The sequence below is a fragment of the Solimonas sp. K1W22B-7 genome (genome assembly GCF_003428335.1).
Taxonomy (GTDB): Bacteria; Pseudomonadota; Gammaproteobacteria; order Nevskiales; family Nevskiaceae; genus Solimonas_A.
Map to the genome: position 1 here is coordinate 5,091,523 of NZ_CP031704.1, position 12,782 is coordinate 5,104,304.

Genomic DNA, 12,782 nt, shown 5'->3' on the forward strand with positions numbered 1-12,782 from the left:
TCCACGCAACGTGGAGCGGCGTAGGGTGCGCATCGCGCACGCAGGGCAGCTCGGCAATCGCTTCAATGGTGCGCAGTGCGCGCCCTACAGTCGGATCAACCCCCAGATCGCGAGCAAGCTCGCTCCTACGATCCTGGCAAGGGAACAATTGCCCAAGGCAATCCCCTTATTCAGAACGCTCCGCCCGTAACTTCCGCGTCTGCGTCGGAGCCCCCGTCACCAGCCGATCGCCGATGTGCCGCGTGAAGTACTTCCAGGTCCACTGCACGAACACCCGCAGCCGCTGCGCACCATCGACCAGCGCCGCGATGTGGACGAAGGCCCAGGCCAGCCAGGCGAACAGGCCGGTGACCTTCATGAACTTCAGGTCACCCACCGCCTTGTTCATGCCGATCACGGCCATCGTGCCGCGGTCCAGGTACTTGAAGGGCTTGGGCGGCTTGGCGCCGGTGACTCGGGAGTGCAGCAGGTCGGCGACGTAGCGGCCCTGCTGCATCGCGGCGGGGGCCAGGCCCGGCACTTCGCGGCCGGTGGCGTCGGTGAGGCGGCCGAGGTCGCCCACCACGAAGATTTCCGGATGCCCCGTCAGCGAACAGTCCGGCTGGACCTGCACGCGGCCGCCGCGGTCCAGTTGCACGCCGGTGCGCTGCGCCAGGATTTCACCGAACAGCGAGGCGCGCACGCCGGCCGCCCAGAGGATGGTGTGGGTCTTGATCGTCTCGCGCGTCTCACCCTTCTTGGTGCGCACGTAGTCGGCGCCGATGTCCTCGACCATGGTCTCGGTCATCACCGTCACGCCGAGCTGCTCCAGGTGCTTGCGAGCCGCCTTGCGCAGCGACTCGTCGTAGACCGGCAGCACGTCCTTGGCGCCCTCGATCAGCAGGATGCGCGCCTGCGCCGGATCGACGCCACGGAAGTCGCGGCGCATGGTCTTGTGCGCCAGCTCGCCGATGGCGCCGGCCAGTTCCACGCCGGTGGGACCGGCACCGACCACCACGAAGTTCAGCAGCTCGCGGCGCAGCGCCTCGTCCTCGGTCAGCTCGGCGCGCTCGAAGGCGCTGAAGATCTTGCGGCGCATTTCCAGCGCGTGCTCCAGCGTCTTCAGGCCGGGCGCGAACTCGCGCCATTCCTCGCGGCCGAAGTAGTGATGCTTGACGCCGGTGGCGACGATCAGCGTGTCGTACTTCAGTTCGCCGAACTCGTGCTTCAGCAGCCGCGCCTGCGGATCCACGTCGAAGGCGGTGGTCGCCAGGCAGCGCACCTTGGGGTACTTGCGCAGCACTACGCGCTGCGGGATGGCGATGTCGCCGGTGGACAGCGAGCCGGTCGCCACCTGGTACAGCAGCGGCTGGAACAGCTGGAAGTTGCGCTTGTCGAGCAGGGTCACGCGGTAGCCGCGCTGGCCCAGGCGCTTCGCCGCATGCAGGCCGGCGAAACCGCCGCCGACGATGACGACGTGATGCTGGTCGGGGGTCGAACTCATGAAGTCTTTCTAGTGGTAATGTTGCACTGCGGCAAAGATTATCACAGGCTTTCAGCCGGGCGCGGACAAGGCCTTGAACGGCGAGGATAAAGCCTTGTTTTTCGGATACTTGGCGTGCAGCCAGCGCTCCTGGAAGACGTAGCGGGCGACCCCCGAGATGTCATGGATGTACCAGGCGTTCATGGACGCGCCGACCGCCGCGCCCAGCACCGGCACCACGCCCATGATCTTGCGCCGTCCCAGTTGCACGCCGATGCGGCTGGCCAGGGTCTGCATGCTGAACACCGCCGCTTCCTTGGCCATCTCGCGTTCGGCGACCCGCTCCACGCCGTCGCGCCAGGCCGCGTCCAGCAGGTCACCGCGGGTGCGCAGCGCCGCCAGCGCGGCGTCTTTTTCATCCCGGGAATTGGCCGAGGCCAGGGCGAAGATGCCGATGGCCAGGGACTTGTGCGCCTGCAGCCCCTCCTCGCCGTAGCACATGGCGGTGCGATGGATGGTGCGCAGCGCCATGCCCAGCAGGGCCGGCACGTCCACCACCATGCCGGCAGCCCCGGCGATGCCGAACACCGCGCCGCCGGCACCGGCGATCGCCATCGCGCGACGCTCGACCTGCCGGGACAGCTGGTCACAAACCTCCAGCGGCAGTTCGCGCAACTGCTGCGGCGCATCGACCCCGGCGGTCTTGAGCAGGGCGTCGCGGCCGGAATAGCGGAAGGCGACGTCGTTGAGCCCGTGCAGGGCGGCGCGCAATGCCGATACCGGCACCAGGCTCTTGACCGCGGTGGCCGCCGAGGCGCCGGGCTTGGCCAGCAGGCGCGTGCCCCAGCCCGGCGATTCCTGCTCCCAGGCGCGCAGCGCCTCCAGTTGCAGCTGTTCGTACTCGGTCATGTTGCGGCACCCGGTTGACGTCCCGACCAGTCTGACAACATTCTGCCGCCATGTGTTTAATCGCCCTCGCCTGGCAGGCCCATCCGCGTTACCCGCTCGTGCTGGCGGCCAACCGCGACGAATTCCATCACCGCCCCACCGCTCCGGCGGCGTTCTGGGCGGACGCCCCCGGCGTTTTCGGGGGGCGCGACCTGTCGCAGCACGGCAGCTGGCTGGCGGCCTCGCGCGGCGGCCGCATCGCCGCAGTGACCAACGTGCGGCGCATGATCCCGCCCAACCCGCATGCGCCCTCGCGCGGCGTGCTGGTGTCGGACTTCGTCGGCGGCAGCCTGAGCTGTGCCGAATACGCCGACCAGCTGTCCGGCGGCGCGGCGCTGTTTTCCGGCTTCAACCTGCTGCTGATCGACCGCGACAGCGCCCTGTACGTGACCAACCAGCCGAGCTACCGCATCGAGACCCTGCGGCCCGGCGTGCATGGCTTGAGCAATGCCACGCTGGATACGCCCTGGCCCAAGCTGCGGCGCCTGCGTGACGGCCTGTCGACCTGGGTGGCGCGCGAGCAGACCGACGAGGACGGCCTGTTCGCGCTGATGGGCGATGCCCGCCCGGCGGACGACAGCGAACTGCCCGACACCGGCGTCGGCCTGGAGATGGAACGCTTCCTGTCCCCCCCTTTCATCCGCGGGCCGCACTACGGCACGCGCAGCAGCAGCCTGCTGCTGGCCACGGAAGGGGAGCTGCACTTCCGCGAGCGCCGCTACGGCGCCGACGGCCTTCCGTCCGGCGAGACCGACGAACGCATCGCATTGCAGAGCTGACATGCCTCGCAAGCGGGAACAGGTACGACTCCCCGACGCGGCTCCGACCGCCGCGGTGTGGCGCAGCGCGCGCTTCGAGATCGACGAGGGCCGGCGCGAGCTGCGCGTCGGCGGCCGGCCGGTGGAGCTGGAGTCCAAGCCCTTCGACCTGCTGCTGATGCTGGCCCGCCACGGCGAGCAGGTGGTGACGCGCGAATCCCTGCTGGAAACGGTCTGGCGCGGCCGCGTGCTGAGCGACTCGGCGCTGGCCAAGTGCGTCAGCAAGCTGCGCATGGCGCTGGGCGACGAGCGGCAGGAGACGGTGCTGACGGTGCATGGCATCGGCTACCGCCTGGGTCTGCCGGTGCAGCGCGTGACCGCCGCCGCCGCGCCCGCCGCGGAACCGCCTGCGGCACCGCAGGCCGCGACGACGCCCGCGGCCGGTGCGCTGCTGTCGCTGGTGCTGGGCCAGGCCATCGGCACGATCCGCTACGGCGACTCGCTGGGCGCGCGCATCCGCGCCGGCGATGCGCTGGAGATCGGCGCGGCGCTCGAGGGCTGGCTGCAGCGCGGCGCCGCCGCCGGCGACACCCCGGCGCTGCTGGAGCAGGCCGCCGCGATGATCGAGGCACGCTTCGGCGCCCGCCCCGAGATCTACGGGCCGACCTCGCTCAACCTCGCCGCCGGCCTGCAGAACCTGGGCCGGCGCGACACCGCGCAGGCGCTGCTGCTGCGCGCCCTGAAGCGCATCGAGACCCAGGCCTCGCCGCTGACCCTGGACCTGCGCGTGCAGCTGGCCGACCTGTCGCTGGAACTGGGGCAGTACGACGAGGCCGAACGCCTGCTGCGGCAGGTGATGATCGAGGCCGAGGCCTGGTACGGCAGCCGCTCCACCGCGATGCTCGACGCGCGCCAGGGCCTGGCGGCACTGGATCTGGAACGCGAGCATGCGGTGCAGGCCGAGGAACGCCTGCGCGCCCTGCTGGCCGATGTCGAGCGCTGGTATCCGCAGAACGAGGAGCGCGCCAGCACCGTGCGCTGGCAGCTGGCGCGGGCGCTGCTGCTGCGCGGCGAGCTGGACGAGGCCGGGCAGTTGCTCGACAGCGTGATCCGCCGCTGGGGCCTGCGCTTCGACCTGGGCAGCGCGGTCTACCACGAGCTGCGCCTCAGCGTCAGCCTGCTGCGGCGCCTGCAGGGCCGGCTCGACGAAGCCCAGCAGATCGTCGACCAGCTGCTGCAGCGCACCGCCACCAGCGCACCGGAAACGCACCGCGTACGCCTGCTGGCATTGCAGCAGCGCGCGCTGCTGGCGCTGCGCCGCGGCCAGGCCGAGCAGGCGCGGCACGACCTGGAATCCGCGCGGGCCGACAGCCTGCGCTACTTCGGCGCGACGCACCCGCAGACGCAGCGGATCGCGGTGGAGTTGCAGCGGCTGCAGTAGAGCCGGGAAGATTTCAGTCCGCAAATAAACGCGAATCAACGCAAATTCAAGAATGGGTGCTTGCGTGTATTTGCGTCCATTTGCGGACTGCCTGGTCTTTGTATCGCCCTACGCCAGGTCCCCGACCGGAATCGCGTCGTACCCGCCTTCAAGGTACCGCGCGTCGTAGCCGTACTTCGACATCATGTAGGCGATCACCGGCGAGTCGCGGCGGTTGTCGCAGACCACGATGTAGCGGTACGAGGGATCGGCGGTGAACAGGCGCGCGCGCACCACCGGGTGCGGGATGTAGATCGCCTCCGGCAGGCGCCGTCCGCCGATCTCGCCGGGCAGGCGCACGTCGAGCCAGCGCGCGCCGCTGCCGGCCATCTCGCGGGCCTCGGCATAGCTCACCGGCAGCGCCAGCGCCGGCTGCAGCAGGCGGCGGAAATCGTCGCCGGACAGGCGCATCAGGCAGCCGTCGGTCAGCATGCGCACGCTGGCATTTCGCGGGCTCTGTGCCAGGAGGCCGTCCTCGCCCAGCGTGGCGCCTGGGCCGTACTCGGCCACGCGCATCGGCTCCGGCAGGTCGGGCAGACGCCGCGTCACCTCGCAGCTGCCCTCCGCGACGATATAGAAACAGTCGGCGGTCTCGCCCTCGCGGATGAAGCAGTCGCCGGCGCGCACCGGCACCGGCAGCAGCGCACGGAACAGCTGGTCCAGGCGGTCGCGGCCGATGCCGGCGTAGCCGCGCGCGCGCAGGAAGGCCTCGGGCCAGGCGCCGCCGGGCACCGCGTCGGCATAGGCCAGCTCGATCGCGTGCGCGCTGTCGGGCTGGTCGCTCAGCATCACCTGGTTGAGCAGTTCGCGGTCCACCTCGAGCAGCCGGCTGGGCGCGGCAACGCGCAGTTCCTGGGCGCTGGGGACGTCCTGCGGCAGCGCCACCGGGGCCGCGCCGGGCGCCACTTCCGGCGCCAGCAGCAGGCGGCCGTGGGCATCGAGCAGTTCGACCCGGCCGGCCAGCAGGTAATAGTGGCTGGCCGGGGTCTCGCCGACCCCGAACAGCCGGGTGCCAGCGGCCACCTCGCGCAGGCGCAGGCCCGCGGACAACTGCGCCAGCGCCTCCGGGCTCAACCGGTTCAGCGGGTAGATGTCGCGGAAATCGAGGGCAGTGACGGCGCTGCTCATGGGTTCAAGGCGTGGCCGGCAACCAGGCTGCCAGCGGATTCAGGTGTCGACAATCCTACCCCAGGGTGTGATCCAGGCCCCGGATCGGGTTGACTTGAACGCGGCAAAGCCTTTGACTGCAAAGGAGACATTTACGGAGATTCAGGGCGGCGGGCTTTGTCCGGTGCCACTGTCATTCATGCCAACCGGGCCAATGCAGGCTCCTGCCGGACGCCATCCGGCAAGCCCCGCCGATCCCGCCGAGGGCCGGCGGGCGCTGGCCCGCTACCTGCCGGCCTGCGTGCTGGCCGACTGCGCCGGCGCCTCGCCGCGGCAGCGGCGCTTCCGCGGCGCCGTGCTGGTGGCCGACATCGCCGGCTTCAGCCGCCTGACCGAACGCTTTGCCGCCCAGGGACCGGAGGGCGCCGAGCGCCTGGCGGCCGTGCTCGATGCCTGGTTCGGCCGCATGACCGAGGCCGCCCTGGACCACGGTGGCGACGTCGTCGACTTCGTCGGCGATGCCCTGGTGGTCAGCTGGACCGGCGAAGACCTGCAGCAGGCGCTGCTGGGCGCCGCGCAGGCGGCCTGGGCGCTGCGCGCGGCCGGCGACGAGGTGGCCACGGCCACCGGCCTGGCGCTGAAGCAGCGCATCGCCATCGGCGCCGGCGAGCTGGCCCTGTTCGGCGTCGGCCTGGGCCAGCAATGGCATGGCCTGGTCGCCGGCGCGCCGGTGGCAGGTGCCGCCGCCCTGTACCGTCACGGCCAGCCGGGCGACATCCTGGTCTGCGCCGACAGCTGGCCGCTGCTGGCGCCGCTGGCCCGCGGCCAGAAGCTGGACACCGGCGCGGACATGCTCCTGCAGGCGCTGGAGCCGATGCCGCCGCCCGCGGCGGCCGAGCCGCCGGAAGCCGGCCCCGGCATGGAGCAATACCTGCCACCGGCGCTGGTCGGGCGCAGCCGCGCCGACGCGGCACCCTGGCCCGGCGAGTTCCGCATGCTCAGCACGCTGATGATCGGCTTCCCCGGCCTGGATCCGGCGGCGCCCGGCGCCCTGGCACGGCTGCAGACGGCGGTCAGCACGACGCAGCGCGAACTGCAGCGCAGCGGCGGGCGCATCGAGCGCCTGTCGATGGACGACAAGGGCATCAGCATCCTCACCGCCTGGGGCCTGCCCCAGGCCAGCTTCGACGACGACGCCGCGCGCGCGCTGCGCGCCGCCGGGGACAGCGAGGCGGCGCTGCGCCAGCAGGGCATTGCCTGCGCACTGGGCCTGTCCAGCGGCCGCGTGTTCTGCGGCGACAGCGGCGGGCACCGGCGCCGCCACCTGAGCCTGGCCGGCGCCAGCGTCAACCGCGCCGCGCGGCTGATGCAGCTTGGCCCCGGCCTGCGCTGCGACGCCGCCACCGCCCACGCCGCCTCGCGCGACTGGAGCTTCGAGCCCGAGAGCAGTGCGGCCGATGCCGCGCTGCGGCCGCAACGGCGCCAGGCGCCGGTGCTGCGGCCGCGCGAGGCCGCACTGATCGGCCGCGAAGCCGAGCAGCACCGCGTCGGGCAGGCGCTGCAAGCCGCAGGCAGCGGCCATGGCGGCCTGCTGCTGGTGATCGGCGAAGCCGGTATCGGCAAGTCGCGCCTGCTGGCCGACAGCACCGCGCGCGCCGCGGCGCAGGGCCTGCAGGTGATCTCCACCGGCGGCATGGCAGTGGAAGCGAACACGCCGTACTTCCCCTGGCGCCGCGTGCTGGAGCAGGTCCTGCTGCGCGACGGCGCGCCGGGCCCTGCGGCGCTGCTGCAGGAACTGCAGGCCCGGCTGCAGGACGAGCCGCGCCTGCTGCCCTGGCTGCCGCTGGTCAACGACATCCTGCCGCTGCAGATTCCGGACAACGAGCTGACGCCGCAGATCACCGGCGCGGCGCGCGCGCGCAACCTGCAGGAGCTGCTCAGCCGCCTGCTCGACGGGCCGGCACCGGGCGCGCTGCTGCTGCTCGACGACCTGCACTGGTGGGACGAAGCCTCGCTGGCGATGCTGGAGGCGATCCTGCAGCGCCTGCCGCTGCTGCCGGTGATTGCCGCCAGCCGGCCCGCCAGCGACATCGCCGCGGCCGCCGGCGACGGACTGCAGCGCCTGTTGCTGCGCGAGCAGTCCGGCGAACTGCGCCTGGAAGCCCTGCAGCGCGACGCCGCGGCACAACTGGCGGCGCGCACCCTGGGCCTGCAGGATGCCGGCGCCTCCGCGCTGCCCCATGCCCTGGTGGAGCTGCTGTACCAGCGCACCGCCGGCAACCCCTTCTTCTGCGAGGAACTGACCCTGGCGCTGCGCGACAGCGGCGTGCTGCGCGTGGACGGCAACCGCGTGCTGCTCGACAGCCCGGCCGACGACGCGGCGCTGGCCGAGGCGCCGACGACGCTGCGCGGCACCATCGTCAGCCGCTACGACCGCCTGCATCCCTCCGCGCAGGCGGCGCTCAAGCTGGCCAGCGTGATCGGCCGCGAGGTCAGCCCGCAGACCCTCGCGGCACTGCTGGGCGAGCACGACGTCGACGCCGCGCTGCAGCAACTGCGCGACACCGGGCTGCTGCGCCAGGACGATGGCGCGCAGACCGCGGCCTACCACTTCAAGCACGCGCTGCTGCGCGACGTGGTCTACGACCTGCTGCCATTCGCGCAGCGGCGCAAGCTGCACCGCGACGTCGCGCGCCATATCGAGACGCAGGGCGAAGCGCTCGCGCGCGCAACCGAGCTGGCGATGCACTGGGAAAGCGCCGGCGACATCGCGCAGGCGCTGCACTACCTGGAGCACGCCGCCCGCAACGCGCTGGCGCGCGACGCCAATCGCGAGGCGATCCGCCACGTGCAGCGTGCCTATGCGCTGGCCGCACGGCTGAGCGGCACGCCGGAGAGCGCGCGCCTGGGCGAGTGGGAGGCGATCCTCGGCGATGCGCACCAGGAGCTGTTCGAGTATGGCCCCTCGGTCCACCACTACCACCGCGCGCTGCAGCTGATGGGCCGCCCCGGACGCATCGGCGGCCTGCGTCGCGGCTGGCTGCTGCTCAAGGAAGCCGCGATCCAGGCCTGGCACCGGCAACGCCTGCCGCGGCGCGAGGCCGATGCGCGGCGCCTGCAGCAGCTGTCGCGCGCCGCGCATATCCACCAGCGCCTGGTCGAGACCGCGTTCTTCGACAACCGGCCGGCCGAGCTGCTTTACCAGACCCTGGCCTCGGTCAACCTGGCCGAAAAGACCGACTTCACCTACGTCCGCGTCAGCAGCTACGCCGGCCTGGCGATGGCCTGCATGGCGATGCGCCAGACGCGCCTGGCCGACGACTACAGCCAGCGCTCGCTGCTCGCCAGCCGCGCCGGCGCCAGCACCGACGTCGCCTACTCGCACCTCGGCCGCATGGTCTACCGCGCCAGCAGCGGCCACTGGCAGCAGGTGCACGAGTCCTACGACGCCGGCACGCCGCTCTATCGCAGCCTCGGCATCACCGGCCGCTGGCAGCAGATCCGCGTGACCGACCTGGTGGCCTGGTTCGCCCAGGGCCGCTACGACGAATCCGCGGCCGGCGTGCGCGAAGTGCTGGAGGCGCCCGGCGCCGTGATCCCCGCCCAGATCCAGGCCTGGTGCTGGTCCTACGACACGCTGCTGTCGGCCCTGCGCGGCGACGGCCCTGCGCGCCTGCCGGCGCTGGTGCAGGGCTACACCGCCCTGCCCCTGCAGGAAGTCAGCCTGGCCGACCGCATGCTCTGCGTGTCCGCGATGGCGCAGGCGCAGTGGCGCCTCGGCGAAACCGAGGCCGCGCTGGCCCACGCGGACGAGGCCCTGGTGCTGGCGCGCCGCGCACCCCCCTCCACCTTCTACCTGGCACCAGGCCTGGCCGCGGTCGCCGCCGTACTCTGCGCCGCCTGCGAGCGCGAGACCGATCCCGCGCGGCATGCCGCGCTGCTGGAACGCAGCGGCCGCATGGCACGCGTGCTGCGCCAGATGGCCTGGCTGGTCCCCACCGCCGGCCCGCGCGCGGCGCTGGCACGGGCGCGCCAGTCCTGGCTGCGCGGCAAGCGCGGCCCGGCGGAAAGGCTGTGGCGCCGCGCCCTGGCACAGGCCGAGGCACTGGACATGCCCTACGAGCAGGCACAGGCGCTGGAAGCGATGGGCCGCTGGCTGGACCCGCAGACGGCGCTGGCGGTGCAGCGCCGCGCAACCGCGGCGGCGATCTATGCGCGCATCGGGGCCTTGCCGCCGCCGTAGGACTACCTTCTCCTTCATCCGGCCGATGTGCGAAAAGCGCCGGCGTTCCAGTCTCGAGGCACTCCCCATCGACCGGAACCCGCCATGACCGAGACCGAAGCCCTGCTGGCCATCGAGGAGATCAGGAACGTCTTCGCCCGGCGCCTGCGCTACATGGACCTCAAGCAATGGGACCTGTACGGCAGCGTGCACACCGAGGATGCCTGGTCGGAAACCTACGGCGACCTGCCGCAGGCCTTGCAGCCGCAGTCCGGCGGTGTGCACAACAAGGTGGTCGGCCCCAGGGCGCTGGCGGAGGCGATCCGGCATTTCATGGAACATCGCACGCCGATCACCTCCGCGCATCACGCGCACACGCCGGAGATCGAGCTCACCTCCGACACCACCGCCACCGGCATCTGGCCGATGGAGGATCACCTGTGGTGGCAGGACGGCGAGCGCGAGGAATCGCTGCACGGCTACGGCCACTACACCGAGCACTACCGCAAGGTCGATGGCCGCTGGCTGATCTGCTACCGCAAGCTCACGCGGCTGCGCGTGGACCGCACGCCGGGGTTCTACGACCGGCTGATGTGACGGCGTCGAGCCCGGGACAGAACCCGGTCAGCCGGCGGATGGCTTGCCGGCGTTGATCGCCAACTGGGCGGCGAAAGCCCGCTGGTATGCGGGCCGCGCTTCGCCGCGGGCGACGTAGGCCGCCAGCTTGGAAAATTCGCCGAGGATGCCCGATGGTTTCAGCCTGAGCAGCACCGACACCATCATCAGGTCGCCCGCGCTGAACGCGGCATCGAGCCAGCCGGCATTGCCCAGGCGGGCAGACAGTTGGCCCAGCCGATTGCGGATGCGACCCTCGACCAGGGGCAGGCGCTCCCGGGTCCAGGGCTTGTCGCCCTCCAGGACCCTGGCGGTTGCAAGGTCAAGGATCGGCGGCTCCACGGTATTGAGCGCGGCAAACATCCAGGTGATCGCACGCGCGCGGGCATTGGCATCGTCCGGCAGCAGGCCCGCGTGGCGCTCGGCGATATGGAAGACGATCGCACCGGTCTCGAACAGGACGAGATCGCCTTCCTCGTAGGTTGGAATCTGGCCGAAAGGATGAAGGCCCAGATGCGCGGGTTCCTTCATCGCACGGAACGAAACCAGGCGAACCTCGTAGGCCTGGCCCACTTCTTCAAGCGCCCAGCGAACGCGCGTATCGCGCGCCAGCCCCTTGCCGCCATCGGGCGACCGTTCAAAGGCGGTAATGGTGATGGTCATCGCCAGACTCCTCGGCTGTCTGCACCGCAGGCCCTTGGGCCTTTTACAGCCAGTCAACAATACGCAAATCCCGATGCAGTAGTCTATCCATGCAGCTTGACCGGAAATGCCGGTCAGGTCAGCAGTGATCGAGGCAGCGTCAACAGATCCTGGACGATGGACAGCTCACCGAGTCAACCCCAAGCCGCAGGCGGGCAGCCGGCGACGCACTCGCTGCGCGGCGTGCTGCTGTTCATGCTGGGCGTGTTCCTGTTCGCCTGCATGGACAGCAGCACGAAGTACCTGGTGTCCCACTACGACGTCCCGCTGGTGGTGGCGATCCGCTACATCGGCAATTTCCTGCTGATGGTGATCCTGCTCACGCCCAGCCACGGCAAGGCACTGGTACGGACGCAGCGCCGCGGCCTGGTCCTGGCCCGCGGCGCCTGCCTGGCGACGGCGTCGCTGCTGCTGGGCCTGGCGCTGCAGCGCATGCCCGTGGCCGAGACCACGGCCATCGTGTTCCTGTCGCCGCTGCTGGTGGTGCTGCTGGCGGGCCCCGTCCTGGGCGAACGCGTCGGCATGATCGGCTGGGTCGCCGCCGTTGCCGGCTTTGGCGGCATCCTGCTGATTGCGCACCCCGGCGGCGGGCTGGATCCGCTGGGAACGGTGCTGGCACTGTGCGCGGTCGCGGTGACGGCGGCCTACCAGTTGCTGTCACGCATCCTGGCGAGCACCGAAGGCCCCGTGCCGATGCTGTTCTACACCGCGCTGGTGGGCAGCCTGGTCTTCGGCGCGTACCTGCCCTGGTCCTGGGGCGGCGAGCCGCCGACCCCGCTGCAGGCCCTGCTGTTCCTGGGCACCGGCGCCATGGGCGGACTGGGGCATTACCTGTTCACGGCTGCGCACCGCCATACGCCGGCGTCCGTGCTGGCCCCGATGATGTATGCGCAGCTGGTCTGGGCGGCGCTGCTGGGCTGGCTGGTGTTCGGGCACGTACCGGAAGCCATGAGCATCCTCGGCATGGGCATCGTCGCCGCCTCCGGCGTGCTGGTGGCGCTGAAGTCGCGCAAGGCGCAGCAGGCCATGTCGGAGCCGGTCGAGTAAAATTCCGGCCCCGCATCCGAAGGCTGCCAAGATGAGCAACAGACATTCCGGTTCCTGCCTCTGCGGCGCGGTCCGCTTCGAAGTGGAAGGGGACTTCCAGCGCTTCTATCTCTGCCATTGCGAATACTGCCGCAAGGACAGCGGATCGGCCCATGCCGCCAACCTGTTCTCCTCGACGGCACGCCTCAGCTGGATTTCCGGCGAGGGCCAGGTCCGGCAGTTCACCCTGCCCTCGACCCGGCACAGCCGCAGCTTCTGCTCGACCTGCGGCTCGGCGCTGCCGGGCACGCAGATGGACGGCGCCCTGCTGGTGGTTCCAGCGGGCAGCCTGGACGGCGAAGTGCGCATCCGGCCCGACGCTCACCTCTTCATTTCCAGCAAAGCCGGGTGGGACGAGGCGCTGGAGACGATTCCGAAGATGGAGAAGTTTCCCGTCTGAGG

General features: G+C 71.0%; 10 protein-coding genes. 6 read left to right on the top strand and 4 right to left on the bottom strand.

Translation table 11 applies throughout. The features are described 5' to 3' along the window. Window positions 1-166: 166 nt before the first annotated feature. Both D0B54_RS22795 and D0B54_RS22800 read right to left on the bottom strand, forming a co-directional pair. Entirely contained in the window at window positions 167-1,483 is a 1,317-nt protein-coding gene (locus D0B54_RS22795) for an NAD(P)/FAD-dependent oxidoreductase (RefSeq protein ID WP_117294487.1), read from the bottom strand. Between the two features lie 51 nt (window positions 1,484-1,534). Continuing rightward, on the bottom strand, window positions 1,535-2,371 hold the full coding sequence (locus tag D0B54_RS22800) for an EcsC family protein (RefSeq protein WP_117294489.1): 837 nt from the start codon (window positions 2,369-2,371) through the stop codon (window positions 1,535-1,537). 50 nt (window positions 2,372-2,421) lie between these two features. On the opposite strand from D0B54_RS22800, the gene D0B54_RS22805 reads away from it, so the two are divergent. Both D0B54_RS22805 and D0B54_RS22810 read left to right on the top strand, forming a co-directional pair. Then, window positions 2,422-3,189 (top strand): NRDE family protein, encoded by a 768-nt coding sequence (locus D0B54_RS22805; RefSeq protein ID WP_117294491.1) that lies wholly within the window; start codon window positions 2,422-2,424, stop codon window positions 3,187-3,189. A gap of 1 nt (window position 3,190) precedes the next feature. Next, the gene (locus D0B54_RS22810) at window positions 3,191-4,609 is read left to right on the top strand and encodes a winged helix-turn-helix domain-containing protein (protein ID WP_117294493.1); all 1,419 of its coding nucleotides are present in this window, start codon (window positions 3,191-3,193) and stop codon (window positions 4,607-4,609) included. Between the two features lie 108 nt (window positions 4,610-4,717). On the opposite strand, the gene D0B54_RS22815 is transcribed toward D0B54_RS22810, so the two are convergent. Further along, complete coding sequence (locus tag D0B54_RS22815; RefSeq protein WP_117294495.1) at window positions 4,718-5,776, bottom strand: cyclic nucleotide-binding domain-containing protein; 1,059 nt, start codon at window positions 5,774-5,776, stop codon at window positions 4,718-4,720. 193 nt (window positions 5,777-5,969) lie between these two features. Here D0B54_RS22815 and D0B54_RS22820 point away from each other — a divergent pair, with 193 nt between their 5' ends. After that, a complete protein-coding gene (locus D0B54_RS22820; RefSeq protein ID WP_162932643.1) occupies window positions 5,970-9,998 on the top strand; it encodes an AAA family ATPase in 4,029 nt (1,342 codons plus the stop codon). An 84-nt stretch (window positions 9,999-10,082) separates the two neighbouring features. Then, complete coding sequence (locus tag D0B54_RS22825) at window positions 10,083-10,574, top strand: nuclear transport factor 2 family protein (protein WP_117294500.1); 492 nt, start codon at window positions 10,083-10,085, stop codon at window positions 10,572-10,574. A 27-nt stretch (window positions 10,575-10,601) separates the two neighbouring features. Here D0B54_RS22825 and D0B54_RS22830 read toward each other — a convergent pair whose 3' ends face one another. Next, the gene (locus D0B54_RS22830) at window positions 10,602-11,255 is read right to left on the bottom strand and encodes a glutathione S-transferase family protein (RefSeq protein WP_117294502.1); all 654 of its coding nucleotides are present in this window, start codon (window positions 11,253-11,255) and stop codon (window positions 10,602-10,604) included. A 156-nt stretch (window positions 11,256-11,411) separates the two neighbouring features. Here D0B54_RS22830 and D0B54_RS22835 point away from each other — a divergent pair, with 156 nt between their 5' ends. Together D0B54_RS22835 and D0B54_RS22840 are read left to right on the top strand one after the other, a co-directional pair. Beyond that, entirely contained in the window at window positions 11,412-12,341 is a 930-nt protein-coding gene (locus tag D0B54_RS22835; RefSeq protein WP_117294504.1) for a DMT family transporter, read from the top strand. A 31-nt stretch (window positions 12,342-12,372) separates the two neighbouring features. Continuing rightward, a complete protein-coding gene (locus D0B54_RS22840) occupies window positions 12,373-12,780 on the top strand; it encodes a GFA family protein (RefSeq protein ID WP_117294505.1) in 408 nt (135 codons plus the stop codon). Window positions 12,781-12,782 lie beyond the last annotated feature (2 nt).

What these genes read in the sequence shown, in the direction of transcription:
- D0B54_RS22840 (WP_117294505.1), top strand. Translation starts at nt 12,373, where the DNA reads ATGAGCAACAGACATTCCGGTTCCTGCCTCTGCGGCGCGGTCCGCTTC.
- D0B54_RS22800 (WP_117294489.1), bottom strand. Translation starts at nt 2,371, where the DNA reads ATGACCGAGTACGAACAGCTGCAACTGGAGGCGCTGCGCGCCTGGGAG.
- D0B54_RS22815 (WP_117294495.1), bottom strand. Translation starts at nt 5,776, where the DNA reads ATGAGCAGCGCCGTCACTGCCCTCGATTTCCGCGACATCTACCCGCTG.
- D0B54_RS22835 (WP_117294504.1), top strand. Translation starts at nt 11,412, where the DNA reads ATGGACAGCTCACCGAGTCAACCCCAAGCCGCAGGCGGGCAGCCGGCG.
- D0B54_RS22810 (WP_117294493.1), top strand. Translation starts at nt 3,191, where the DNA reads ATGCCTCGCAAGCGGGAACAGGTACGACTCCCCGACGCGGCTCCGACC.
- D0B54_RS22805 (WP_117294491.1), top strand. Translation starts at nt 2,422, where the DNA reads ATGTGTTTAATCGCCCTCGCCTGGCAGGCCCATCCGCGTTACCCGCTC.
- D0B54_RS22830 (WP_117294502.1), bottom strand. Translation starts at nt 11,255, where the DNA reads ATGACCATCACCATTACCGCCTTTGAACGGTCGCCCGATGGCGGCAAG.
- D0B54_RS22795 (WP_117294487.1), bottom strand. Translation starts at nt 1,483, where the DNA reads ATGAGTTCGACCCCCGACCAGCATCACGTCGTCATCGTCGGCGGCGGT.
- D0B54_RS22825 (WP_117294500.1), top strand. Translation starts at nt 10,083, where the DNA reads ATGACCGAGACCGAAGCCCTGCTGGCCATCGAGGAGATCAGGAACGTC.
- D0B54_RS22820 (WP_162932643.1), top strand. Translation starts at nt 5,970, where the DNA reads ATGCAGGCTCCTGCCGGACGCCATCCGGCAAGCCCCGCCGATCCCGCC.